General features: G+C 41.2%; 25 protein-coding genes and 1 riboswitch. Of the genes, 24 read left to right on the top strand and 1 reads right to left on the bottom strand.

The features are described from left to right. The first annotated feature begins 7 nt into the window (after positions 1 to 7). The 23 genes from NYF15_RS10950 to NYF15_RS10840 all read left to right on the top strand — a co-directional run bounded on the left by NYF15_RS10950 (position 8) and on the right by NYF15_RS10840 (position 21,240). Positions 8 to 730: a FliA/WhiG family RNA polymerase sigma factor gene (locus NYF15_RS10950; RefSeq protein ID WP_062570307.1), complete on the top strand. Its 723-nt coding sequence runs from the start codon at positions 8 to 10 to the stop codon at positions 728 to 730. A gap of 18 nt (positions 731 to 748) precedes the next feature. Continuing rightward, positions 749 to 1,612: a flagellar motor stator protein MotA gene (gene motA / locus NYF15_RS10945; protein WP_130151056.1), complete on the top strand. Its 864-nt coding sequence runs from the start codon at positions 749 to 751 to the stop codon at positions 1,610 to 1,612. After that, positions 1,613 to 2,605 carry a flagellar motor protein MotB gene (locus tag NYF15_RS10940; protein ID WP_237119609.1) on the top strand — a complete coding sequence of 331 codons (993 nt, stop codon included), beginning with the start codon at positions 1,613 to 1,615 and terminating at the stop codon, positions 2,603 to 2,605. It abuts the gene before it with no gap. Then, positions 2,598 to 2,987 carry a PilZ domain-containing protein gene (locus NYF15_RS10935; RefSeq protein WP_130151058.1) on the top strand — a complete coding sequence of 130 codons (390 nt, stop codon included), beginning with the start codon at positions 2,598 to 2,600 and terminating at the stop codon, positions 2,985 to 2,987. The genes NYF15_RS10940 and NYF15_RS10935 overlap by 8 nt, the downstream gene beginning before the upstream one ends. Positions 2,988 to 3,014: 27 nt before the next feature. Next, positions 3,015 to 3,899: a FliM/FliN family flagellar motor C-terminal domain-containing protein gene (locus NYF15_RS10930; RefSeq protein ID WP_371353577.1), complete on the top strand. Its 885-nt coding sequence runs from the start codon at positions 3,015 to 3,017 to the stop codon at positions 3,897 to 3,899. Positions 3,900 to 3,906: 7 nt separating this feature from the next. Then, positions 3,907 to 4,236, top strand: coding sequence for a FliM/FliN family flagellar motor switch protein (locus NYF15_RS10925; RefSeq protein WP_130151060.1), 330 nt, complete (start codon positions 3,907 to 3,909; stop codon positions 4,234 to 4,236). Between the two features lie 3 nt (positions 4,237 to 4,239). Then, a complete protein-coding gene (gene fliP / locus NYF15_RS10920) occupies positions 4,240 to 4,992 on the top strand; it encodes a flagellar type III secretion system pore protein FliP (RefSeq protein WP_062570313.1) in 753 nt (250 codons plus the stop codon). Beyond that, a complete protein-coding gene (locus NYF15_RS10915) occupies positions 4,989 to 5,258 on the top strand; it encodes a flagellar biosynthetic protein FliQ (protein WP_130151061.1) in 270 nt (89 codons plus the stop codon). The genes fliP and NYF15_RS10915 overlap by 4 nt, the downstream gene beginning before the upstream one ends. A 50-nt stretch (positions 5,259 to 5,308) precedes the next feature. Continuing rightward, on the top strand, positions 5,309 to 6,037 hold the full coding sequence (gene fliR, locus NYF15_RS10910; RefSeq protein ID WP_371353576.1) for a flagellar biosynthetic protein FliR: 729 nt from the start codon (positions 5,309 to 5,311) through the stop codon (positions 6,035 to 6,037). Then, complete coding sequence (gene flhB, locus NYF15_RS10905) at positions 6,038 to 7,168, top strand: flagellar biosynthesis protein FlhB (protein WP_130151063.1); 1,131 nt, start codon at positions 6,038 to 6,040, stop codon at positions 7,166 to 7,168. Between the two features lie 15 nt (positions 7,169 to 7,183). Beyond that, complete coding sequence (gene flhA, locus NYF15_RS10900) at positions 7,184 to 9,256, top strand: flagellar biosynthesis protein FlhA (RefSeq protein WP_371353622.1); 2,073 nt, start codon at positions 7,184 to 7,186, stop codon at positions 9,254 to 9,256. A 132-nt stretch (positions 9,257 to 9,388) separates the two neighbouring features. Then, positions 9,389 to 9,474, top strand: a riboswitch (cyclic di-GMP riboswitch). Between the two features lie 98 nt (positions 9,475 to 9,572). Beyond that, the gene (locus tag NYF15_RS10895; protein WP_237119607.1) at positions 9,573 to 10,457 is read left to right on the top strand and encodes an OmpA family protein; all 885 of its coding nucleotides are present in this window, start codon (positions 9,573 to 9,575) and stop codon (positions 10,455 to 10,457) included. A 15-nt stretch (positions 10,458 to 10,472) separates the two neighbouring features. Next, a complete protein-coding gene (locus NYF15_RS10890) occupies positions 10,473 to 11,783 on the top strand; it encodes a sigma-54 dependent transcriptional regulator (RefSeq protein ID WP_130151065.1) in 1,311 nt (436 codons plus the stop codon). A gap of 16 nt (positions 11,784 to 11,799) precedes the next feature. Next, the gene (locus NYF15_RS10885) at positions 11,800 to 12,123 is read left to right on the top strand and encodes a flagellar hook-basal body complex protein FliE (protein WP_130151066.1); all 324 of its coding nucleotides are present in this window, start codon (positions 11,800 to 11,802) and stop codon (positions 12,121 to 12,123) included. Between the two features lie 8 nt (positions 12,124 to 12,131). Then, complete coding sequence (gene fliF, locus NYF15_RS10880) at positions 12,132 to 13,859, top strand: flagellar basal-body MS-ring/collar protein FliF (protein WP_130151067.1); 1,728 nt, start codon at positions 12,132 to 12,134, stop codon at positions 13,857 to 13,859. Continuing rightward, positions 13,837 to 14,868 carry a FliG C-terminal domain-containing protein gene (locus NYF15_RS10875; protein WP_237119604.1) on the top strand — a complete coding sequence of 344 codons (1,032 nt, stop codon included), beginning with the start codon at positions 13,837 to 13,839 and terminating at the stop codon, positions 14,866 to 14,868. Before fliF ends, NYF15_RS10875 begins: the two co-directional genes overlap by 23 nt. A gap of 5 nt (positions 14,869 to 14,873) precedes the next feature. Next, on the top strand, positions 14,874 to 15,506 hold the full coding sequence (locus tag NYF15_RS10870; RefSeq protein WP_237119603.1) for a FliH/SctL family protein: 633 nt from the start codon (positions 14,874 to 14,876) through the stop codon (positions 15,504 to 15,506). Continuing rightward, on the top strand, positions 15,499 to 16,854 hold the full coding sequence (locus tag NYF15_RS10865; protein WP_341803956.1) for a FliI/YscN family ATPase: 1,356 nt from the start codon (positions 15,499 to 15,501) through the stop codon (positions 16,852 to 16,854). The genes NYF15_RS10870 and NYF15_RS10865 overlap by 8 nt, the downstream gene beginning before the upstream one ends. Next, positions 16,844 to 17,254: a hypothetical protein gene (locus NYF15_RS10860; RefSeq protein WP_371353575.1), complete on the top strand. Its 411-nt coding sequence runs from the start codon at positions 16,844 to 16,846 to the stop codon at positions 17,252 to 17,254. Before NYF15_RS10865 ends, NYF15_RS10860 begins: the two co-directional genes overlap by 11 nt. A 350-nt stretch (positions 17,255 to 17,604) precedes the next feature. Further along, positions 17,605 to 18,558 carry a GGDEF domain-containing protein gene (locus NYF15_RS10855; RefSeq protein ID WP_371353574.1) on the top strand — a complete coding sequence of 318 codons (954 nt, stop codon included), beginning with the start codon at positions 17,605 to 17,607 and terminating at the stop codon, positions 18,556 to 18,558. A 163-nt stretch (positions 18,559 to 18,721) separates the two neighbouring features. Then, the gene (locus tag NYF15_RS10850) at positions 18,722 to 19,264 is read left to right on the top strand and encodes a DUF6795 domain-containing protein (RefSeq protein WP_371353573.1); all 543 of its coding nucleotides are present in this window, start codon (positions 18,722 to 18,724) and stop codon (positions 19,262 to 19,264) included. Between the two features lie 275 nt (positions 19,265 to 19,539). Further along, a complete protein-coding gene (locus NYF15_RS10845) occupies positions 19,540 to 20,076 on the top strand; it encodes a DUF6795 domain-containing protein (protein WP_371353572.1) in 537 nt (178 codons plus the stop codon). 21 nt (positions 20,077 to 20,097) lie between these two features. Beyond that, the gene (locus NYF15_RS10840; RefSeq protein WP_371353571.1) at positions 20,098 to 21,240 is read left to right on the top strand and encodes a lipase family protein; all 1,143 of its coding nucleotides are present in this window, start codon (positions 20,098 to 20,100) and stop codon (positions 21,238 to 21,240) included. Positions 21,241 to 21,281: 41 nt separating this feature from the next. On the opposite strand, the gene NYF15_RS10835 is transcribed toward NYF15_RS10840, so the two are convergent. After that, complete coding sequence (locus tag NYF15_RS10835) at positions 21,282 to 21,479, bottom strand: CsbD family protein (protein ID WP_062570328.1); 198 nt, start codon at positions 21,477 to 21,479, stop codon at positions 21,282 to 21,284. Between the two features lie 242 nt (positions 21,480 to 21,721). Between NYF15_RS10835 and hrpB the strand changes: the two genes are divergently transcribed. After that, positions 21,722 to 24,142, top strand: a complete 2,421-nt coding sequence (gene hrpB / locus NYF15_RS10830; protein WP_371353570.1) for an ATP-dependent helicase HrpB — start codon at positions 21,722 to 21,724, stop codon at positions 24,140 to 24,142. Positions 24,143 to 24,233: the final 91 nt, after the last annotated feature.

The raw sequence follows: 24,233 nt of genomic DNA, 5'->3' as shown, positions 1-24,233 counted from the left end.
AACGCGTATGTTAGTTGAACAACAATGGCCATCTTCGGATGAGCAGCAAGCAGGTTTAATGAGTACACATACCGAGGGTGAACTACTCGAACGGTATGCATACTTAGTGAAGCGTGCAGCTTCCCACATGCGAACGCAATTGGGTGTTGTTGTCGACATGGACGATATTCAGCAAATAGGTTTAGTGGCACTGCTTTCGTCAATTCGTCGTTATGGTCGAAATGTCGACGAACAATTTTCGGCATTTGCTTTTAAGCGTATTCGGGGCGCGATGCTAGATGAGTTTCGTCGAATAGATTGGCGAGGACGACAACTAAGACAACAGTCGCATCAATTGCGTGATGCTTCGCGCAAGTTATTGAAGCAACTAGGTAGAGAGCCCAGTGATAGTGAGCTATGCCAAGCATTGGATATTGATTTAGACCAGCTGTTGAAACTGCATTATGCAAGTCAAGCTGAAGCAATTGATAGCCTTGAAGCATTGCTAGGTCACGATGACTCGTTTACTGATGCGGGCAGCCAGTTATCACATACAGAAACAGCGTTAATGCTACAAAAAGCACTCGCCAGCCTACCAGAAAGAAACAAGTTGTTACTGCATCTTTACTACAGCCATGAAATGAACATGAAAGAAATAGCCCTTGCCCTTGATTTAACCGAAGCACGGGTCTGCCAACTACATAAATTGGCAATAGAATCTTTAACAAGAAAACTTCAACAAAGTGAATAACCAACCGGGAAAACAATTATGCAAAGAATATTAGGTTTAGTCGTTGTGCTGGCCGCCGTACTAGGTGGCTTTGCTATTGCTGGTGGTAACTTAGCGAGTATGTGGCAGCCTGCAGAGTTTGTAATCATTTTTGGTGCGGGCTTAGGGGCGCTTATTGTTGGTAATTCACGCCATGTTTTAACTGAAATGTTAAGTCAGTTGAAATATCAATTCTTTGACAATAAAAATCAAAATAACAAAGACTTGTATCATGACTTGCTCATGGTGGTATACACCTTACTTGAACTGGCTCGCCTAAAAGGAATTAAAGAGTTAGATGACCATGTAGAAAACCCTGATACCAGCTCAATTTTTTTAGCCTACCCACAGGTAACAGCCTTCCCTGAGTTAGTAACATTTATTTGTGACAACCTTCGTCTATACAGTATGGGGAAAATTAGCCCACATGATTTCGATGCAATGTTGGAGCAAGAGATCTTTTCAATTGAAGAGCAAAAAATGAAGCCGTCAAATGCATTAGGCGATATTGCCGAAGCAATGCCTGGCTTCGGTATTCTAGCAGCGGTAGGTGGCATTATTATCACGATGCAGCACTTAGATGGCCCTTTGAGCGAAATAGGCTATCACGTTGCAGCTGCACTGGTGGGAACTTTTGTTGGTATTTTTGGCTGTTACTGCCTACTGGCACCTTTGTCATCGGCTATGCAGCAGTATGTTAAGAAACAAATGACTATGCTTGAATGTGTTCGAGCTATGTTAGTAGCCCACGCAAAAGGCCATGTAGCTATTGTGGCGACTGACTCTGGTCGAAAACTGATAACACAAGAAAGTAAACCTTCTTTTACCACGATGGAACAGTGGATCAATAACCGAGCAGCTTAAATGAATAATTCTAACCCAGTAATTATTAAACGTGGTCGCCGCTCAGCAAAGAGTGGAAAACACAGTGGTGCTTGGAAAGTAGCCTTTGCTGATTTCACATTAGCGATGATGGCGTTCTTCATGGTGCTATGGATCATGGCTATTACCAATGAGCAAGAGCGAAAAGATATTGCTCATTATATGCGCACACATTCAATCTTTGATGGTAGTCCCGCATTATTTGAACCAGGCAATAGCCCTTTTCCTGTCGATTTAGGGGGATCTCCTTCTGTTGTTGACCATAAAGCATCAAATCGCTTGCCACCTGATAATCCTCGCCCAGGCATGAGTGAATATTTAAAAGTACCTAAAGGCGATCATGCGCCTTTAGCGGGTAAAGGCGATAAGCTTAATTCAGTGATAGACAGTGAATTTGCAGCATCGAGTGAGCTGAGTTTATTGCTAAGTAGTTTTCAAGATTTAGCCAAAGAAGAGCTATTACAGAACAATCTGCACGTTGAAAAAGTCAGTTCTGGGCTCAGAGTGATTATTCAAGATGATAAAAATCATCAAATGTTTGCGCGTTCAGAGCAAACGATGTCGCCATTTTTTGAAGACTTATTTTTACACTTAGGTGGCCTGTTCAGAAGTATTGAAAACAAAATCATTATTTCGGGTCACAGTGATGCCAGTGCATTCAAAGGAACTCAGTCGAATAACTGGGACTTGTCAGGTGCACGTGCATTTCAAGCAAGAAAAATCATGGCCGCAGGTGGGATGCCAACAAACCAAGTTATGCAAGTTAATGCTTTTTCTTCTAATAGACCGATTAATCAAAAAGATAGATTTGCGAGTGAAAATAGACGTGTCGAAATCCTGATACTGACCAAAAAGGCAGAATCAGAGTTAGAGGCGTTATTCGCTGAGGATAACATCAATAATCCTGTTAAAAAGGCCGCCAGTGCCGCAACAGCAAATCAGCCCGTATTACGCTCTCAGGAGTTATATGAATAAGTCAGAAGAGTCGAAACGAACTCACCCTCGCTGGCCTCTTTGTGAGCAAGATACTCAACTTCCTGCGGCAATGCAGCAAGGTGGCATTGCCGTGAAGCTGCATCATTCATGGTTGTTTAACTACTTTATATGCCGTGCTGTGGTTAAAGATATCAGCGTAGGTGGGGCTGGAATGTTGGTGCCTAATGAGCATAAGTTACCGGGCAAGGTCCGTGTAGCATTTAATGATAGTAATGCTTTTATTGGCACAATTCGTTATACGCACCCCGTTACAGAGAAATTGAACTTTGTTGGTATTGAATGGCAAAAGAAAGATGAATTAAGGCGTATAGAGTTAGTTGCTGAGTTACAAAAGCAGGCTAATTACACAACGACTTTATAGCCACACTTTTGGATATTGGAAAATTTTATGAAGCAATTTGTTAAGCCAAAAATAAAGCTCTTCAAGGCTGAACAAGGTAAAGAGTTTAGGCCGTATGCGATCACGCAGCAACAACGTCAATACGAAATTGCCCATCAGCGAGCGGGTGAGTTTAGTTTGCATAAAGCCATCGAATTTGAGTTAGGACAGCTATTTAATGATAGTCAGTTTGCCGTTGATATTAACTTATGTTCACACAGCACCTTGCAAAGCTGGCTGGCTGAAGCGAAACGCGTTTTCTTTAAAAGTGCTGTTTTTGAGCCAATAGACGCTGATGCTTATATCGCATTGGATTACACAAGTGCTCACAGAATGGCTGATTTATGCCTCGGTGGTGATTTAAGCCAAGCTAATAAGACTGTAGCAGAAGAGCCGCCAGCAGAGTTAACGCGTACAGAAAGCCGCATTTGTGCACGGTTATTACAAAAACAAGTTCAAGGTATTCAAGAGCTTATTTTTAAAGAGCGGGCATGCTTACTCGCTGAACCATGTAGCACTAACAACTTGCCGAGCGCGGTCAATTACCTTGCATTTAAAGTACGGTTGATTCTTGATAACGATGTGATCAGCTGGTTCATTTGGTTACCAGTGGCTTTCTTTAGTCAACCACAGGGCGAGCATGACGAACAACAAACACACTTATTAAGTATGGAAAAAAGCAGCCAATTTTTAGTGAAAGGACATGTTGAAATGGCGCGCAAAAAAGTCACGTTAAGGCAGTTAAAAGCGGCATTAAATGGTGAGGTATTGCCTATTCAACTCAGTGAGCCTGCTTCTTTCAAGTTAGGTAATAAAACCTTCTTTACAGGTCAAATTGTACAACAAGATGCCAGTTTGACTTTCCAAATTACAGATAACACAAATAAAGAGTAAATGAATTATGACTGACAACCTTGATGATGCATTAGCAGGTTTAGATCTTGATGGCTTAGACGACTTAACCGCTGAGCCAAGCAATGAGAATGATATGTCTGTATTTGCTGATGTGCCGTTAACTATTACGCTAGAAGTCGCGAGCACAGAATTAACGTTAGGTGAGTTATCACAAGCCAAACACGGTGATGTTTTACGCTTAGACAAAGCCGCAGGTGAGCCGATGGATGTGAAAGTGAACGGTGTATATTTTGCGAAAGCTGAAGTTGTACTGGTTGATGGCCAATATGGCATTAAGTTTATCAGCCAAGATGAGCAAGAAAAGGCGGATAGTTAAGTAATGAATTTACGCAGTGCATTCAACGTCGGGTTTGGTTTACTTATCCTTCTTTTACCAACTTGGTTAAACGCGCAAGAATTAACATTGTTCTCGTTGCAAGACACAGAGCAAGGGCAAGACTATAACGTCAAGCTGCAAATTTTGTTAATGATGACAGTGTTGAGTTTAATACCGGCGTTGTTAATGGTACTGACCTCATTTACTCGGATCATTGTTGTGCTCGCGATTTTGCGCCAAGCAATGGGTCTACAGCAAAGCCCTCCAAATCGTGTCTTAATTGGTATTGCATTGATGCTTACCATGCTTATTATGCGTCCGGTTTGGCAAGATATATATCAAAATGCGTATAAGCCTTTTCAGGCAGAAGAGATGGGATTAGAGCAAGCACTTGCTCGAGCTGAACAGCCTCTACGTGCATTTATGCTTAAGCAAACACGTGAAAGCGAGCTACATCAAGTGCTTTTAATTGCTAATGAGCCCACCAACTTAAAAGCGGATGAAATTCCATTTGAAGTGCTTATGCCTGCTTTTGTGCTTAGTGAGCTGACAACCGCTTTTCAAATCGGTTTTATGCTATTTATTCCCTTCTTGATTATTGATTTAGTGGTTGCCAGCGTATTGATGTCGATGGGTATGATGATGCTATCCCCTTTGATTATCAGCTTACCATTTAAGTTGATGGTGTTCGTACTCGCTGATGGTTGGTCAATGGTGGCAGGAACGCTGGCTGCGACATTCGGAGGGCCAATATGAGTCCTGAGATGGCCACGCAACTGATTGCCGATGCAGTCTATACCATTATAGAGATGATTTTGGTACTGATAGTACCAGGGCTTATCTTGGGTATTGTGGTGGCAGTTATACAAGGTGCCACCTCTATTCAAGAACAAACGTTAACCTTTCTACCTCGTATGTTGCTAACACTGTTAATGGTGGTGTTTGCAGGGCATTGGTTAGTACGCACCTTATTGACGTGGTTTGAAGATCTTAAGTTTATGATCCCAGGGGTTTTTGGTTGAACTCCTTAATTGCTTTAACTAGTAACGACATTGTTAGCTGGATGGGTACCATGTGGTGGCCATTTGTTCGGTTTTCGGCTTTGCTGTGGGCAATGCCAGTATTTGAAAACCCTGCAGTGACTCCACGCGCGCGAATCGCTGTGGCTATGATGTTGGCCTTTTTAGTGGCAGGGCAATTACCACTCGCGCCAGCCGTTGATATTTTTTCGTTAGATGCTGTCGTGCTGACTGTTGAGCAGATCATTTTTGGTGTCTTAATGGGGCTTGCCTTGCGGTTGTTGTTTGAAGTGATGTCTCTGGTTGGTCTTGTGTTGTCGATGCAAATGGGTTTATCGATGGCTTTGGTAATGGACCCAGGCAGTGGTAACCAAGTTGCATTGTTAGGGCAGTTGTTCTGGATAATGGCAGCGCTTTTGTTTTTTGCCGCTGACGGTCATTTAATTACTTTGCACGTCATGGTTGAGAGTTTTACTGTTTGGCCGATTGGCAGCAGTATTTATAACTTAGACATTATGGCTGTCGTTAATTTATTTGCTTGGTTATTAGCCTCTACTTTACTGCTTGCACTACCTGGCGTGATTGCCATGATGTTAGTCAATCTAACGTTTGGTGTAGCAAGTCGCGCAGCTCCTTCTTTGAATATCTTTGTTTTAGGCTTTCCGATGGCCTTAATAATGGGTTTCTTTTGTGTATTTATGACGCTTAGTTACACAGGCAATGCATTTGCTAACCTGACCTACCATGTTTTAACCGTATTTAAAACGGCTATGGGAGGGTAAATGTCAGATAACAGCGCACAAGAAAAAACAGAACAGCCCAGTGAAAAGCGCCTCAAAAAAGCACGTGAAGACGGGCAAGTAGCGCGTTCTAAAGAACTTAATACGGCTATTTTATTAATGGTGAGTGTGGCAGGGCTATTGTTTTTCGCTAATTTATTTTATGACCTATTTATTGGCTTGATGCGCACAAGTATGCAACTGGATCATAGTATTATCGATAATACGAAACTCATGCCAAATGCCATTGCTCAAGCAATACTCGATATGCTGGCAACTTTAGTGCCTTTTTTATTGCTCGCGTTCTGTGCTATGTGGATCACGGGTGTGTTACCTGGTGGGTTTATTTTCTCAAAAAAATTACTTGCACCTAAGTTAAGTAAGCTAAATCCTCTCTCGGGTTTAGGAAGAATGTTTGGTAAGCAAGTTTTGACTGAACTGTTAAAGTCGATGATTAAAATTGCCTTGTTAGCTATTTGCTTATTCAGCTTTTTGACTCAGCTATGGCAACAGTTGGTAGCCTTACAAAATCAAGACTTGCTGGTGGCTCTTAATCAAGGTATTAGCCTGCTATTTTTAGCTATGATGATCACTGTAACTTTGCTGTTATTTGTGGCTGTGATTGATGTGCCTATTCAGCAAAAACAAATTCTAGATAAAATTAAAATGACCCATCAAGAAGTCAAGGAAGAGCGCAAATCATCCGATGGTAACCCCGAGATCAAAAGCAAAATTAAGCAAATTCAATATCAGCAAGCAAATAGGCGTATCGAAGAGCGGGTCCCCACAGCAGACGTGATTGTTACAAATCCAACACACTATGCGGTTGCGATTCGCTATAACGAAGAAAAAGCCAAAGCCCCTTATGTTGTCGCTAAAGGTATGGATGAAATGGCACTTAGGATCAGAACATTAGGGCGTCAGCACAATAAAGAAGTCATTGAGTTACCTGCTTTAGCGCGGGCTATCTACTTTTCGACACGCATCGACCAAGAAGTACCTAATGGACTTTATAAAGCGGTTGCTTATGTACTTACTTATGTAATGCAGCTAAAGGCTTACAAGCAAGGGCGAGGTCAAGCGCCAGCGCCATTGCCTGAACTTGAAATTCCCAAAAATTTACAAAAACCATAATGGTGGAGAATGACTTTGAATTGGCGTAGTTTAACCCGACCTTACACTGCTATACCGGTATTGCTGTTAGCTGTTTTATCTATGGTTATTTTGCCATTACCCGCATGGCTACTGGATACCTTATTCACCTTCAATATTGTACTTTCTGTGATCGTGTTATTGGTTGCTGTTTCAAGTTCAAAGCCGCTCGATTTCTCTGTTTTCCCAACCATTCTGTTGGTTGCAACCTTAATGCGTCTTACCCTAAATATCGCATCGACGAGGGTTGTTTTGCTACATGGTCATGAAGGCTCTGATGTGGCAGGGCGAGTCATTCAAGCATTTGGTGAAGTGGTGATTGGTGGCAACTATGTTGTCGGTATCGTCGTATTCATTATTCTGATGGTGATTAACTTTGTCGTAATCACCAAAGGTGGCGAGCGTATCTCTGAAGTTGCAGCACGTTTTACTCTTGATGCAATGCCAGGCAAGCAAATGGCAATTGATGCTGACTTAAATGCGGGATTAATTGGCCCAGAACAAGCTAAAGAACGACGTGCCACCGTGGCACAAGAAGCTGATTTCTATGGTTCAATGGATGGTGCTTCTAAATTTGTACGCGGTGATGCAATAGCCGGTCTGATCATCTTAGTAATCAACTTACTGGGTGGTGTCAGTATCGGGGTATTTCAGCATGACTTAAGCATGGCTGAAGCATTTCAACGTTTCGCTCTTTTAACAATTGGTGACGGCTTAGTTGCGCAAGTCCCTTCATTACTGCTGGCTGTTGCTGCAGCAATTATTGTTACCAGAATGAACGATGAAGGTGACATGAGTGAAGCGGTGGGAAGCCAGTTACTTGCCTCACCAAGAGTTATTCTAACCGCCGCCTTAGTCATGTTGGTGTTAGGTATTGTACCAGGTATGCCAAGCCTTGCGTTTATTGGCTTTGCACTGCCTCTTTTGTATGTTGCTTGGCGACTTTACAAAAAGACACCACAAGGGCAGTTAGAAGAAGCGCAAAGCATTACAGATACAATTGCCCAAGAACAAGTAGCTCTGAGCTGGCAAGATATTCCGCATGTCGATACTTTAAGCGTTGAGCTTGGTTTTCGTTTAGTTTATTTGGCCGATAAGGAAAAAGGCGAGGAACTAGCAAAAACAATACGTGGTATGCGTAAGAGCTTATCTGAACAACTTGGTTTCTTGTTACCTGAAATCAGAGTTAAAGATAATTTAAATCTTAATCCTCAAGAATATAAAATCAAACTAGCGGGAGTGGCCGTTGCGTCTGCTCAACTGAATGCCAAGCAGCTACTAGCTTTAAACACCGGCGATACTTACGGCCAGTTAGATGGTGAACTAACGACGGATCCGGCTTATGGTTTGGAAGCGGTGTGGGTTGATGAGCAAAATAAAGCCAAGGCACTGAATATGGGTTATTCAGTTGTCGACTTAGCCACTGTGATCGCAACGCATATGGGCAAAGTGATAAAAGAGCATTTAGATGAGCTGTTCAGTTATGAGGATATTCAAAACTTACACGAAAGATTAAAGGCTGTATCACCTAGTTTGGCTGATGCGCTTGAAAAGTCTTTACCAATTAACCTGCAACTAAAAGTGATGAGAATGCTACTTAAGGAGCATGTTGCGATTGGTGATATCGTGACTATTGCAGGCACTTTAGTTGACAGTATTGAAGTCACAAAAGACCCGATTCTACTTGCTGCCGATGTACGCTGTGCACTAAAACGTGTGTTAGTAAAACAAGTGATGGGCAGTCGTGACGAATTAGCTGCTTATAGCTTAGATGAAAAACTAGAGCAAACGATGCAGAGTTCGTTAGAACAAGCAATGCAAGCAGGGAAGGTAGCATTAGATAGTTTCGCTGTAGACCCTAATTTACTTGGCCAGTTTCAACGAGCCATGCCTGTGATTGCAGATGAAATGAAATCTCAAGGTGTTAACCCTGTGTTGATTGTTATTCCGCAGCTAAGACCATTACTGGCGCGCTATGCTCGTTCATTTACGAAGGGAGGTTTATCTGTACTTTCTTATAACGAAGTGCCTGATAACATTAAGGTTAGTATTATCGGTTCCTTAGGATAGTATGTGGCGTATGAATTTAATATGAATAAATACCCATAATGTTGCTTTTTAGTTTTTTTTATCTATAATCATTAAGAATTAGGTACTTGTTAACTGTTTTATAATAACAGTTACTTAGTTGGAAACACTAAGACAATTAAATGGCAAACTACGTCGAAAGGGTAGGACGCAAAGCTTCCAGTCTAAAACCGCAAGGTCATGATAGTGGGGTTACATTAACTTAGCGGCACGTCTATTCGCCTCTTCAGGCAATTTGTTCCGCTTATTATACACGTTAAAGCTCTTAATTGGGCTGTTTATGATAATTGGAATACGAATGAATAACTCACATCAGCTTGTTAAGGCAACTTTTTTAATTGTTGTAGGCATTATAACTGCTTATGCATTGCCTGTGAAAGCTGAACGCGTAATTACCCAAAATTATGAGCAGGCAACATGGTATGTCAGTGGCGATGCTTTTTATTGCCAGCTTAGCCAGAAACTAGATAGTTATGCACAATTATCGATTATCAGCGAGCCTTCAGAGCCACAGCATCTGGATTTTAAGTGGCTGTTAACTGAGCGTGATATCACGGATGTACAGGTATTTGCTCGTACAGCAGATTGGCAAGATAAACGAGCGATTGCCCCTTCTATACAATTCTTTTCAGCCAATATTGAACAGCAACAGGTTACGTTTAACCAAGGTGTTGCACCTATTTTAAGCGCCATTAAGCAGGGCTACTGGTTAGATACAATCGTCGGGTTTGGTGATGAGCAGCTCAGACTGACTTTTCCTACAACTCATAGCGATAACGCGATTGATCAATATCAGCAATGCCGTGAAAAATTAGCGCCTTTGTCTTGGCGACAAGCGAGAGATTATGAAATTAATTTTGACTCAGGAGAGCGTGTTGTTAAACGTGCCGCAGACCTGAGTTATTTAGAGAAACTAGTTCGTTATATTCAACTCGATCCTAAAGTTAAGAAAGTCATGATTGATGGACATACAGACAATGTAGGTTCTCCGCTTGCCAATCGTTTGTTATCGAAAGAAAGAGCAGATGATGTGGCATCCCGACTTATCGAGTACGGGATCGATGCAAAGTTAATTGAAATCAGGGCTCACGGAGGACGCTATCCCGTGGCAAGCAATTCAGATTCGAACGGTCAGTCGTCAAATAGACGCGTCTTAATTCGTCTATTTCGTCAAAAAAGCTAAGGTGTGAGAAGGAATATGGATCAGAAACATCTACTATGGCTTGCGCCAGAACAACCATCACGTGAAATTGAATTGGCGATCAATGATGAGCAGTATCAACTTCTGTACACAGATTCGATCCCCGATGCTATTGGTTATTGTTTGAGTTATCAGCCTGAACTGGTATTAATTGATGCTCAACAAGCACAAATGAACTTGGTTGACTTGGTAAAACTAGTTAAAAGAACTCATCAAGGTGGACAAATTATCACGCTTGTGGAATCGAACCAAGGTGAGCTTGCTTCACAGTCACTTAATAATGGTGCTGTCGACTTTTTACTTAAACCGTTTTTTGCTGATCAACTAAAACTAACCATCCGCAACGCTGATTCTATGAAGCATGGTGTGAGTGACTTAATTGCTGTGTCACTGAAATCACAGCAAGTGCTGAGACTTGCCAATCGTGCAGCACAAACATCTGCAAGCGTACTGATTATGGGTGAGTCGGGCACAGGTAAAGAAAAGTTAGCTAACTTCATTCATCAATCTTCTCCACGTGCAGATAAGCCATTTATTGCGGTTAACTGTGCAGCTATTCCAGAAAATATGCTGGAGTCTATGTTATTTGGTTATAACAAAGGTGCATTTACCGGTGCGGTAGCACAGCAAGCGGGTAAGTTTGAGCTTGCAAATGGCGGCACTATTTTACTGGATGAGATAACCGAACTGCCTTTAGAGCTGCAAGCCAAATTACTTCGTGTTCTACAGGAGCGAGAGGTTGAGCGATTAGGCAGTCATCAACGCATTAAACTCGACATTCGTGTGATTGCAGCGTGCAATAAGCCGCTGCGTGAGCAAGTAGAAAAAGGCCTTTTTCGCGAAGACTTATTTTACCGCTTAGATGTATTGCCGTTAATGTGGCCAGCATTACGTGACCGAAGTGACGATATTTTACCATTAGCAAAGTATTTTATTGCTAAATACGGAGATGAGAAGTTTCACTTTAGTCAACAGGCAGAGCAGTTAATGCATAGCTATCACTGGCCAGGTAATGTTCGTGAGCTGGAAAATGTAGTGCAAAGGGCATTAGTGATGGCTCGCGGTGTTGAAATCCAAGCGGCAGATCTAAACCTACCTGAAAACGTTAAAGCACTAACGACAACCAGTGCGTCACAGTTAAAACATAGCAAGAAACAAGCTGAATTTGATTATATTTATGATTTACTTAGCCGTTTCAAAGGACACAGAACCCAAACCGCAGAGGCACTCGGTGTGAGTACCCGAGCTCTTCGATACAAAATAGCTGCCATGCGTGAGTATGGCATGGATATAGACGCAATCGCTTAATTTAAGGAACAGAGTAATGTCACCTATTGAAAGTCAACGCCTTCTGCTTGGAAAAATGACTGATATGCAGCAACTAGCTGCGGCAGAGACCATTGCGCCTGCAGCAAGTAAATACCAAGACGCAGCAATTAGTACCGAATTCAAAACAGTTGTTCGCGCGGTTAATGAGCAACAAAATATCTCATCGCAAATGATGCATGCGGTAGATACGGGGCAAACAGATGATGTTGTTGGGGCGATGGTCGCCAGTCAAAAAGCGAGCCTAAGCTTCTCAATGTTAATGGAAGTACGCAATAAACTACTTAATGGCATTGATGATGTCATGCGTATGTCACTGTAGAGGTTGTTATGAAAGGCGAATTAACTAAAGCTGTACCGCCGATGTCTGGGGAGACAAACCTACGTGAAAAAGTCGTAAACTTCTCAAATAAAATAAACTTTTCAAATAAAAGCCATGATAGAAATGTCGCGACAATCGCTTTGTTGGCGACGTTAGTAGCTGCAACTATCGTTGTTATTTTGTGGACATCAGCAAAGAACTACGTGCCGCTCTATGGAAACCAAGAAAGTTACGATAAAGCCAATATTTTAGAAATATTGGATAAAGAACAAATTGTATTTCGCATTGATAACGACACAGGCAATATTTTAGTTCCTCAAGAAAAACTAGCAGACGCACGGATCACTCTAGCGGCACGTGGTATTAAAGCTTCAATGCCTGAGGGCGTTGATAACCTCAGTGCTAAAGTATCGATGGGCACAAGCCAGTTTATGGAATCGATGCAATATCAACATGCTTTGGAGGGAGAACTTGCTCGCACTATTATTAATATGCAAGGTGTTCGCAATGCGCGAGTACATTTAGCAATACCAAAGCGTAGCTTATTTATAGGCAGGGAAGAGCAAAAATCAGCTGCATCTGTGATGGTTGATTTAGCGCCAGGGCATGAACTAAAACCTGAACAAGTAGAAGCTATTATTTCACTCATCATTGGCTCAGTACCTGGTTTAAACCCGCGAGATGTATCAGTAGTCGATCAGCGCGGAAAGTTACTGTCGGGTGATTTATTTGATACCACTCCCGTTGGTAAAGAAAGTGATAAGAAGCTCGCTTTTATCGAAAAGGTTGAACGTAACATAGAGCAACGCGCTGAAATTATGTTACTGCCTATTTTAGGTGAAGGAAATTTTCGAATTCAGGTTTCAACAGATGTTGATTTTAGCGTTGTTGAAGAAACACGTGAAGCGGTAGACCCACAAGGGGTGTTAAAGCAAGAATTGGTTAAATCAGATTCTCGACAAGACCAATTTGCCGGTGGTATTCCAGGTTCACTGGCTAATCAACCTCCACTGCCAGATCAAGAAGGTGAAGAGGCTGAAAATGAGCGAGTATCTGAGCGCAGTGAAAGTAGCCGTGAATATGAAAATGGCCGCTCTGTTACCCATACTCGTTTTGAAGTTGGACGCTTAAGCTCAATGAGCGTATCTGTACTTGTTAATGAACAAGCCGCTGCCACAGCTGAAGGTTGGAGCCAAGAAGGCCTAAATTCTTTAGGCGAAATGGTTAAAACAGCTACCGGTTTTAATGAGCAGCGTGGCGATCAGTTCAATATCACCAGTTTTGCATTTGTTGAAGCAAAACCTTTTGTACCGTCTGACGGATTACAATGGTGGCAAATGCCTGAAATTCGAGAGTATGCTCGTTACATTTTCGGTACTTTTATTAGCTTAATGCTTATTTTCTTTGCGGTAAGACCGCTGGTAAATCATTTGATTAAAGGCAAAACAACAGCTTCACCACCAAGCGAAAATGAGCAAGAAAAATTAGCTGCTGCTAAAAGCGATGCTTATGAAAGACAAAGTACACCTCTGGATGGCGCACTTGAGCGAGATAGCAAAAATGAACAGCCTGAGCAGGAAGGTGAAAATATTGCATTGCCTAAGATAGGCAGTGATTTTGAAGAGCAAATAGCACACATGCAGTTATTAGCAAGCCGAGAAACCGAGCGTGTAACCTCTGTGATTAAATATTGGGTAGAGCAAGGAGTTGAAGTTGAGTCAAGTAAATCAAGATAATGTGACAATGTCAGCACCTGCTCGTGCGTCACTCGATAGAGCTGCTATTTTACTGCTCAGTATGGGCGAAGAAAATGCAGCAAGCGTGATCCGTAAACTCGGTCGCCGTGAGGTACAGGCAATCTCAGAGCGAATGGCCAGTATTTCTAACATTACAAAAAATGATGTAGCTGACACGCTCACCAGTTTTTTCGATTGTTACCGTAACGAAAGTGGGGTTAATGGCGCATCAAGGCTGTATCTTGAAAGAGCACTTGATAAAGCCGTTGGACGTAAGCTCGCACGTGGCATGTTAGATGATATTTATGGTGGCGCGATGAGTGATGATCTGCGTCGTTTAGAGTGGATCCCACCTGAGCTAATTGTACGTTTCTTAGAGCATGAACATGTGCAAATGCAAGCGCTGTTTTTAGCGTTTTTACCCGCCGATCAAGCTGCTGCTGTCATTGCATTGTTTCCTGAAGCAAAGCACGAAGACCTGTTATACCGTATTGCCAGCTTACGAGAAGTCAGTGAGCATGTGATGGATGATATTCGATTAACCATTGAAGCTTGTATTGAATTTGTTGGCAAGCAAGTCGGCTCTCAGGTAAATGGGGTTGATAAAGTTGCTGATATTATGAGTCGATATAACGGCAATAAAAGCCAAATTATTGAAGTTATTAAAAAGCATGATTTACAAGTGGCAGATGCAGTACAAGAGCGTATGTATGACTTTGCCAGTTTATTACTGCAAAGTGATGAGACCCTTTCTCAATTAATGAACGATGTACCTGACGAGCTTTGGTTGATGGCATTAAAAGGTGCAGATGAAAAAATTGTTGCGCGCCTTTTGGGGGCATTACCAAAACGCTTAGCGCAAGTTTATCAACAGCAGTTAGAAGCAACAACATCACAGCCGGTGAGTAAAGTGGATGCTGCACGTCGTGAAATCATGAGCATTGTACGTGATATGAGCAAGCGAGAAGAAATCACTTATCAGCTATACGAAGAAGAGACCGCGGGTTAAGTGCTATGCAAGCTTATCAGTTTCCAACGTTAACAAAAGAACAGCAGCACCAGAGTGTTCAGCAGCGTATTGACGCAGCTGAACAGGCTGCTTGGCAAAAAGGCTTTGATGAGGGATTAAAGCAAGGTCAAGCGGCGCTACAAGCTGATATAGAAAAGCGGGTCTCGCAGCAAGCTGAACTATTATTACAAGAGCGTGAACTAGAATTAAAGCAGCAAATGCTGGCACAATTCGATGTGCTAACACAGCAAACAAAGCAACAACTTAATCTGCTGTCTAATGAAGTACTAAAAGATCTTAGTGTGTTAGTTGCGAAGGTCGCGGAGCAGGTAATTGCCTGTGAGTTAACTTTGCAGCCTAATTGCTTAATTGATTTAGTCGAACAGGCCCTCAATTTATTAGCAGGGCGAGATGATGTTAACGAAATTGTGTTTTCTAGCGCTGATGCGGCTCTTTTTGACGATTCAAGCTTTGATAAAATACCCCTAACAGTGAGTTTTGAACCTCAACTTGCAAGTGGCAGCGTAAAGCTTATTTCTAGTGAGCAAAGCCATAGCTTATCTCTTTCAGAGCGTTTAGATGCTGTACTTACTGATATAACGCCAGCCCTTCTTAACGGTCAAGTTATTCATGAGTAATACTGTGTTATCTCATGTTCTTAGTACTGCGACAAAACAGCTGACAGCCCCGCCTTTAATTCAAAGTTACGGTCGTCTTGTAAGAGTCAATGGTATGACATTAACAGCTGTCGGCGGGCAGTTTTTAATGGCAAAAAAATACCAAGTCGAGAGCATTGATGGTACGTGGAATGATGCTCAAGTGATTGGTTTTGATGATACCAAAGCGTTCTTGATGCTACTAAATAAAGCAGATGGTTTATACGCTGGTGCGAGAGTCAGAGCTGTTGCTGATACACAAGCGATAAAGATTGATATGTCTTTACTCGGAAGAGTAATTGATGCACAAATGCAACCGATAGACGATTTAGGTAACTTAAGTCGTGTTGATTTAGGAGCTGATTGCGTTCTAAAAAAACAACCCTCTTTAAATCCGTTGCAGCGTAAAGGGGTGAGCGAACCCTTGGATGTGGGAGTCCGCTCAATAAACGGCCTTTTTACCGTTGGAAAAGGCCAGCGTTTAGGGCTTTTTGCAGGCTCAGGTGTCGGTAAAAGTAAGCTACTGGCCATGATGACTCGCTTTACCAGTGCAGACGTTGTAATTGTGTCTTTAGTTGGTGAGCGTGGCTGGGAAGTCAAAGAATTTATAGAGCAAAGTCTTGGCCCAGAAGGGCTCAAAAAGGCCATCGTAATTGCTTCCCCTGCTGATGATTCACCGCTTTTGCGAGCAAAAGCGGCGGAGTTAAGTCATCAATTGGCTGCTTTTTATCGCGACCAAGATTTAAATGTTCTGTTATTGATGGACTCTTTAACTCGCTATGCGCAAGCACAGCGAGAAATAGGCCTTGCGGTTGGCGAGTTGCCTGTCGCTAAGGGGTATCCACCATCGGTATTTAGTAAGCTGACTCAGTTAGTTGAAAGCTCTGGAAATAGTGAAAAAAGTAAAGGCTCAATGACTGCCATCTACACGGTGTTAGCAGAAGGGGACGACCAGCAAGATCCGATTGCGGATAATGCGCGGGCTATTTTAGATGGCCACATTGTATTGGACCGAACGCTTGCAGAAAAAGGTCATTATCCAGCTATTAATATTGGTGCATCTATAAGCCGTGTTATGCCTAACATTGTCTCCTCTGAGCAGCTTGCCTTTTGTTATAAGCTTAAAAAGCTCTACAGTCGATACCTACAAGTGCATGAATTAATACCGCTTGGTGCCTACCAAGCAGGGAAAGATGCTGAATTGGATTTAGCTGTACACTTGTATCCACAAATAGAAGCATTCTTATGCCAATCATTAAATGAAAAAGCAGACTTTGCGACTACAAATCAACAGCTTTCGCAGTTAATAGGAAAACATGATGCTAGATAAGTTTAAAGATATGCAGCAAGAAAAGCTTGATAGCATGCTCTCTGAGCAGGCTGTTTTGAAACAGCAAACCGAGGTAGAACAACAGCGATTAGCCCAATTAAAGCAATTTATCGACGATATGCAAACAAACAACCAGATGGGTAATGCAATTGGTTTGCAAAATTTAGCAGGTATGAAACACATTCTACATGGGTTATCGCAGCAGCAGGCCGAACGAGTCACGCAACTACAAGGCGATCAATCACGTCAACAACATGCTTGCATCCAACAACTTTCATTCACGAAGGGGTTAGAGGGCGTCATTGCTAAAAAAGCACATCAGATCAAGCAAAAACAGGCTCGTCAGCATCAGAACCAACTTGATGAGTTAGTCGCGCATGCAGCCGTTCGTCGTAGTTAAAATAACCAGCCCTATAAAGAGGGCTAACCTTTCACTTGCCTAGCACTCAGTTTTGATAGTGCTATAAGTAATTAATTTATAGAAACTTTGCTCCTGTTTAAGGTAGAAATAACCTAGCCTTAATGAACAAAAAGGCCGGTATTTTTAATACTTTATTCTTTTTGTTAAGCATTTAGCATGTGAAAAGCTGTATTACGCCTTCATTATTAGATATTTGTGTTAAAGTTATTTAGGAATAAGCAATAATAAACGCAAGGCAAAAGTGTGATCGATACAGTCAATGCAAGTCAGCAAGATAAAGCACGGTTTTTACGTGTATTTGCATTCATTGGGGCTGTTACCTCTTTTTTATGTCTATTACTAGTTACTTAGATGGCTACACCGTTCTTAGTACTATGCTAGTGGTTGCAGTGGGTGTATTTGCCAGTCCGTTTATTATTAAAAATCGCGACCATACAATTGCTATTCTGATGCTTTACACCTTGTACGCGATTATGTGCTTTTTGATAGTGTCTGGCGGTAATCATGGAACAGGTCCTTTATGCTTATTTATTGCCTCGCCTGTGACCTTTTTTATTCGTGGCTTAAAGCGTGGAGCGATAGATTTAATCGTACTTGCTTGTGTGATTTCAACTCTCTTTTATTACACGGACAAATTGGGTTATTACAGTTATCCAAGTCATTACTTTCCTACACGAGTTATGCTGTGTTTCTCAATTTTATGTATTCTTGGTGCGTTCTATGAGTATTACCGAAATAAGTACAGTCGTGAGCTCATAGCGCAACTTAAAATAAACAAAAAGCTGGCCCGCACCGACGCCATGACCGATTTATCAAACCGACATTATGCGACTGAGTGTATGCAAAGTCGTTGCTTCGAAGAGGGGGCCGTGTTTCTTTTAATTGATGTTGATAACTTTAAACAAGTGAATGACACCTATGGTCACCAAGTGGGTGACGAAGTGCTTATCTTTATTGCCGATATCTTTAAGAAAGTGTGTACCGATGAAGACATTAATTCGCGTTGGGGTGGTGAAGAGTTTTTAATTGTAATCCCAAAAGGGCATGAACTTCGCGCACGAAACGTTGCTGATGAAATACACACACAACTAGCAAATAATACATTTAAAAGTGGTAAGCATTCCTTCAATGTGAGTTTAAGTATTGGTTTGTATCAGCGAACCCATATGGACAGTATTGATCAGTGCTTAAATATCGCTGATAAGCGATTATATAAAGCAAAATCTCAAGGTAAAAACCAAACAGTTGCTGAGCCAGATTTAGCCAAACACGAGCCAGCCTAATAAGCCCCGCCGACTCAATTATTTTTACTGATGCTACTTTTTATCACTAAGTTGTGTATTATGTGCTCATTATTTACAAGGGTATGTGAATAGAGATCTAAGATAAGGAATATCATCAACATCTTCTTCTTAAGTTCACCGCCTGTCTTGAGGCTCACTTTTAATGCCACTCTTAGAATCATTTAAGAAGTTAGGTAACTACTTTGGTGCATACAAGGTACACCTATGCCCCGAAGTTAAAGGCCAAGTGAGTGAAAATGGCCAACCTTTAATTAACGCAAAAATAGAAAGGTTACTTTGTTTCTCTGACGGTAAATATGTAGAAAGCTATGTATATACTGATGACAAAGGCGGCTTTTCTTTTCCAGAAGCCAATATTCGCTCTAACCAACCAGCTGTGCCATTTGCAGAGCTTTTCACATCTCAAATTATAACGCTTTTTTATGAAGGCACTAAATATATCTTATGGACATCAAGGTTATCAGGTACAAAGTATCGTCATGAATATGCTAAAAAATTAAGTTGTTTGAAAGCAGATATATCTGATGAGGAGGTCTTTTTTCATTTTAAAAATAATCAAGTTCTGGGTTATAAATTTCGAGCTGCGAGTATAGCGCGTTGGGATGAAGACTTTGAAGTTATAGATGTAGATTCTTATCTTGGTATATCGGATATTGAATCTGATGATCAAGAGTGTCAGTCATAACACTTAAGCCTCGTCATAGCGTTAACTTCTTTCCTTTAAATAACTTTCAATATCAATTTTCAAGCAAGTTTTAAAAAGCAAAATACCTAAAGACTAATCTGCTTGGCATAGTTTTGAGGCACAATTATTTACAATGATACTATTCTTTTTTATCGCTGAGTTGTGTACTATGTGCTCATTATTTACAAGGGCATGTGAATAGTGAGTCAAGATAAGGAATATCATCAACATCTTCTTCCCGTTAAGTTCACAGCCTGTTTTGAGGCTCATTTTTAATGTCACTCTTAGAATCATTTAAGAAGTTGGGTAACTATTTTGGTGCATACAAGGTACACCTATGCCCCGAAGTCAAAGGCCAAGTGAGTGAAAATGGCAAACCTTTAATTAACGCAAAAATAGAAAGGCTACTTTGTTTCTCTGACGGAAAATATGTAGAAAACTATGTATATACTGATGACAAAGGCGGCTTTTCTTTTCCAGAAGCCAATATTCGCTCTAACCAACCAGCTGTGCCATTTGCAGAGCTTTTCACATCTCAAATTATAACGCTTTTTTATGAAGGCACTAAATATATCTTATGGACATCAAGGTTATCAGGTACAAAGTATCGTCATGAATATGCTAAAAAATTAAGTTGTTTGAAAGCAGATATATCTGATGAAGAAGTATCTTTCTTTTTCAGAAATGATGAAGTCGAAGGTTATAAACTAAGTGCTGGTGGTATAGCTCGTTGGGATGAAGACTTTGAAGTTATAGATCTAGACTCATACTATGGCTTATCGGAAATTGAATCTGATGATGAAGACCATTAATTCTAATATAGGGAAATAAATATGAAAACATTAACGCCAGCTTTTGCTGCTGATTTTGCCGCATTGGCCTATGAAACGTTGGAAAGAGCTCCATTAGAGTCTACAGAATATTATCGACGCTTAAAAAATACTTTTTTAATGGAAGCTGGCTCTATAAAAGGTGTCAGTGGTTCTATTCTTGAACGCGTTTTTACTCATTCGACCAACTTTGGTTGTATTGCAAAAGGCAAAAAGGGACTATTTGAAGGTGATTATGTCTTAGCACTACGCGGCACGGCAAAAATGCGAGATGTGATTACTGACCTTAATTGTGGTTTGAGTACCTGTAGCAATAGTCAGCCTGTGCATGCGGGGTTTAATCACACTTTTAACTCATTTAGAAAGCAGTTAGAACAATTTTTTAGTAAAAAAGCGAGCCAAAAGCTAAATATACATGTTGTGGGTCATAGCTTAGGCGGTGCTTTGGCTAATTTAGCTGCGAATTGGTTAAAAAATCACTTTGGTGCAAATGTGAAGCTTTATACTTTTGGTGCTCCACGAGTTGGTTATCATAGCTTTGCTATACAGACAGAAGCTGCAACAAATAACCATGTTTATCGCTGTGTACATGCCGCCGACCCCGTACCTTTAGTGCCAGTCTGGCCATTTATGCATACGGAGCAAGAATATATTTTAAATGGTGCTGCAACAATTACTCCAAAAGCCCATAGTATGACAGAGCAAACGCCAGGCTACTTACATACTGCGAGTAATTTTAAAAGTTATGCTGCAATCAATAAAGGCATGGAAAAACGGATTCAAGAAGAAGTCAGGCTTGATTATGATAAGCGATTAGAGTGCAGCCGTACTTCAAGGTGGGCAAGAAAAATAGGCGCTGCATTAATCACATATTTACGTGATACAGGCAAGTTATATGCGATACAAAACCACTACACGAATACGCTTACCGTCTATGACCAAATTGCTAAAGCATTAACCGACAGTATCGATCTCTCTAAAAATTATACGAGTGATGTGAAGGGGATTTTAGGTTACATGCTGGCTTTTTGCGGCTATCCATTTAAAGCAATCTCATTTACGTATGCATCCATCAGGCATATTTTAAAGTTAATGCTTAAAAATGTGTTTTCTCTTGCAGGCCAAGCAATAGCACTAACAAAATAAGTACAAAAGCCGCCGATGGCGGCTTTTGTTAGGCTGCAAAATTAATGGCTTTTCTCAAAGTCATTAACTTCACGCTCTGCTTCTTCTTTCGATTTGCCGTATTTTTGCTGGATTTTACCAACAAGCTCTGTACGGCTACCTTCGATTCTATCTAAATCATCATTGGTAAGGTCGCCCCATTTACGTTGCACTTTACCTTTCAACTCTTTCCAATTGCCTTCTAAACGATCGCTGTTCATCATTATCTCCTTACTTTTTTAAACATTCACTTTAATAAAAGCAATTGATATGCCATTCAATTAAATTAATTAAATTGTTGAAATTATTGTAAATAATTGGCTTTATCTATAATGCGTTTATTTTTTACTGCAATTTGTTCTTAGTTATTTATAAAACCCTGTAATTTTTTCTTGTAAGGGAGAGTCATTGTCGTCGACTGTTTTTTGTTACAATAGCTAAAAATAAAGTAAGAGAAAGAAACGTGCTGCCCGTACAAGATATTTACCAATCATTGTTAACAACGATACAAAATAACCCTATGGCTTTGCTGCAAGCGCCACCAGGGGCAGGTAAATCAACATGGCTGCCATTAACACTGATGCAAGCAGGCCACTTCAAGCGGATTGTTATGCTTGAACCTAGGCGTTTGGCTGCACGTAATATTGCTCAATACTTGGCGTCTTTACAAAATGAGGCCGTTGGTGAAAGTGTTGGTTTGCGCATTAGGGGTGAATCAAAAGTTAGTAATGCAACCAAGCTGGAAATTGTGACAGAAGGGATGCTGACACGGATGCTACAAAATGACCCTGAGTTAACCGGTGTCGATTTACTTATTTTTGATGAATTTCATGAACGCTCGATTGCCGCAGACACAGCCCTCGCTTTTGCGCTTGAAACACAAGCAGCCCTTAGAGACGATTTAAAAATCTTACTCATGTCGGCCACTTTAGACGGTGAGCGGTACAGTGAGTTTTTTGATTGCCCAATAATATCATCTGAAGGGCGAAGTTACCCAATTGATGAAATTTATGTTCCACTTAAAGATGAAAGCCGATGGTTAGAGGATATATCTGCGGTTATTAAGCAAGCACTCAATGAGCAAACTGGTAGTGCTTTGGTGTTTTTACCAGGTCAGCGAGAAATTTTACGTGTAAAACAGGCATTGAACGATCTTGCTGATGATTGCGAAGTGTTTACTTTATTTGGTGAACAAAGCAAAGGAGAGCAACAAGCTGCTATAGCTCCTGCACAACAAGGTAAGCGAAAAGTCGTGCTGACAACAAATGTAGCCGAAACCAGCTTAACGATTGAAGGGATCCGTATTGTTGTCGACAGCGGTAAGCGCCGTGCAGCCAGCTTCAACTTAAAAACGGGGGTAACTGAACTTGTAACCCAAAGCATCTCTCGTTCCTCTGCGGTACAACGCGCAGGCCGTGCAGGGCGTTTAGAAGCAGGTGTGGTATATCGTCTAGGTAGTAAGCAAACGTTTGAACGTCGTAACAGCCATGACGCCCCAGAAATCCTAACAAGTGATATTAGCCAACTACTGCTTGAAACTAAGCAGTGGGGCGCAGCTGTTACTGAACTAAACCTTCTTGATGCACCAAGCCCACAGCAAATTAAACACGCAACAGCACTTTTAAAAATGCTTGAAGCGCTTGATGAAAATGAAAAACTAACAAAAATCGGTAGCCAAATGCTTAGTTTTGGAGCGGATATTCGTTTATCACATATGCTTATTAAGGCTAAGCAACTTCAAGCAAGTATGCCGGGAATTTATGAACTCGCTGCATACTTAGTGGCGCTGCTTGAGAGTCGTGTGAGTATACCAGCTGATCTTAAGCTTGCACTTCACAGTATGTATACAAAGCCTCATCCACTGTTTAAGCAACAATTAAACTATTGGCTATCACGTTTAAATTTGAAGGCAGTGCGTGAGCTAAATATGCAGCCCCTTGCTTTGCTGGTGGCTTTTGCATTCCCAGATCGCTTAGCGAAAAAGCGTGGCAACGGCTATTTGCTCGCCAATGGCGCGGGGGCCGACTTAAGTGATGAGTTTTGGCATAACGATGACTATCTCGCTATTGCCAGTATGGGCGGCCACAAAGGGGGTCGAATATTTGCGGCAGTCGCATTTTTACCAAATGAACTTGAAGATCAGCTAGGGCATTTGTTTTCAGAGCAAACTCGCTGTGAATACGATGAAAAATCTGGACGTTTTATTCATCAAGAGGAACTAAAGCTAGGGGCTATTACAGTAGCAAGCCAGCCAAGTAAACAGCCTCTTGATAAAGCTGAGCGCACTAAAGCATGGCTAAATTTGTTCAATAAAAAAGGTTTTTCACTATTTAATGAACAAAGTGAAAGTGAGCAATTACTAATTAGAATGAGCTTAGCGAGTAAATTATTGCCGCAGTCATTTCCTGTTATTAGTAGTGACGAATTGACGACTAATAATCAGTGGCTTGCACCTTTCCTTGATGAGATAAAAAATGTAGAGCAATTAAAAAAGCTTAATTACAGTGAAGCATTAAAAAATTGTTTTGATTGGCACCAGCAGAGCTTACTAAATGAGTTTTTGCCGCTGCGTTTAACCGTCCCCAGTGGCTCAAATGTGAGAATTACATACCAGCTAGATGGACCTGCAAAGCTGAGTGTACGCATGCAAGAAGTTTATGGCATGACTAGCACACCCTTGCTTGCACAGGGCAAGTTACCCCTTCTAATGGAGCTATTGTCGCCAGCAAGGCGGCCACTACAACTCACTCAAGATTTAGAAAATTTCTGGCAAACTAGTTATAAAGAAGTACAGAAAGAGATGAAAGGTCGTTATCCTAAACATTTCTGGCCAGATAACCCAGTTTTAAGTCAGGCAACTAACAAAGTAAAAAGCAAGATGTAATCTAACTCGCACTATGTATTAATTCAGAGGAACAGTGTGGTTATAAAGCAAAACCCCAGTAACTTAGTTACTGGGGTTTTTAATTATTCAA

This window comes from Pseudoalteromonas sp. 68 DY56-GL68, from assembly GCF_041414825.1.
GTDB lineage: Bacteria > Pseudomonadota > Gammaproteobacteria > Enterobacterales > Alteromonadaceae > Pseudoalteromonas.
The sequence above is the reverse complement of the archived record's forward strand: the minus strand, read 5'-3'. Positions and strand labels throughout refer to the sequence as shown.

Coding starts and splice junctions, on each gene's coding strand:
- NYF15_RS10950 (WP_062570307.1), top strand. CDS start 8: ATGTTAGTTGAACAACAATGGCCATCTTCGGATGAGCAGCAAGCAGGT.
- motA (WP_130151056.1), top strand. CDS start 749: ATGCAAAGAATATTAGGTTTAGTCGTTGTGCTGGCCGCCGTACTAGGT.
- NYF15_RS10940 (WP_237119609.1), top strand. CDS start 1,613: ATGAATAATTCTAACCCAGTAATTATTAAACGTGGTCGCCGCTCAGCA.
- NYF15_RS10935 (WP_130151058.1), top strand. CDS start 2,598: ATGAATAAGTCAGAAGAGTCGAAACGAACTCACCCTCGCTGGCCTCTT.
- NYF15_RS10930 (WP_371353577.1), top strand. CDS start 3,015: ATGAAGCAATTTGTTAAGCCAAAAATAAAGCTCTTCAAGGCTGAACAA.
- NYF15_RS10925 (WP_130151060.1), top strand. CDS start 3,907: ATGACTGACAACCTTGATGATGCATTAGCAGGTTTAGATCTTGATGGC.
- fliP (WP_062570313.1), top strand. CDS start 4,240: ATGAATTTACGCAGTGCATTCAACGTCGGGTTTGGTTTACTTATCCTT.
- NYF15_RS10915 (WP_130151061.1), top strand. CDS start 4,989: ATGAGTCCTGAGATGGCCACGCAACTGATTGCCGATGCAGTCTATACC.
- fliR (WP_371353576.1), top strand. CDS start 5,309: ATGTGGTGGCCATTTGTTCGGTTTTCGGCTTTGCTGTGGGCAATGCCA.
- flhB (WP_130151063.1), top strand. CDS start 6,038: ATGTCAGATAACAGCGCACAAGAAAAAACAGAACAGCCCAGTGAAAAG.
- NYF15_RS10895 (WP_237119607.1), top strand. CDS start 9,573: ATGAATAACTCACATCAGCTTGTTAAGGCAACTTTTTTAATTGTTGTA.
- NYF15_RS10890 (WP_130151065.1), top strand. CDS start 10,473: ATGGATCAGAAACATCTACTATGGCTTGCGCCAGAACAACCATCACGT.
- NYF15_RS10885 (WP_130151066.1), top strand. CDS start 11,800: ATGTCACCTATTGAAAGTCAACGCCTTCTGCTTGGAAAAATGACTGAT.
- fliF (WP_130151067.1), top strand. CDS start 12,132: ATGAAAGGCGAATTAACTAAAGCTGTACCGCCGATGTCTGGGGAGACA.
- NYF15_RS10870 (WP_237119603.1), top strand. CDS start 14,874: ATGCAAGCTTATCAGTTTCCAACGTTAACAAAAGAACAGCAGCACCAG.
- NYF15_RS10865 (WP_341803956.1), top strand. CDS start 15,499: ATGAGTAATACTGTGTTATCTCATGTTCTTAGTACTGCGACAAAACAG.
- NYF15_RS10860 (WP_371353575.1), top strand. CDS start 16,844: ATGCTAGATAAGTTTAAAGATATGCAGCAAGAAAAGCTTGATAGCATG.
- NYF15_RS10855 (WP_371353574.1), top strand. CDS start 17,605: ATGTCTATTACTAGTTACTTAGATGGCTACACCGTTCTTAGTACTATG.
- NYF15_RS10850 (WP_371353573.1), top strand. CDS start 18,722: ATGCCACTCTTAGAATCATTTAAGAAGTTAGGTAACTACTTTGGTGCA.
- NYF15_RS10845 (WP_371353572.1), top strand. CDS start 19,540: ATGTCACTCTTAGAATCATTTAAGAAGTTGGGTAACTATTTTGGTGCA.
- NYF15_RS10840 (WP_371353571.1), top strand. CDS start 20,098: ATGAAAACATTAACGCCAGCTTTTGCTGCTGATTTTGCCGCATTGGCC.
- NYF15_RS10835 (WP_062570328.1), bottom strand. CDS start 21,479: ATGAACAGCGATCGTTTAGAAGGCAATTGGAAAGAGTTGAAAGGTAAA.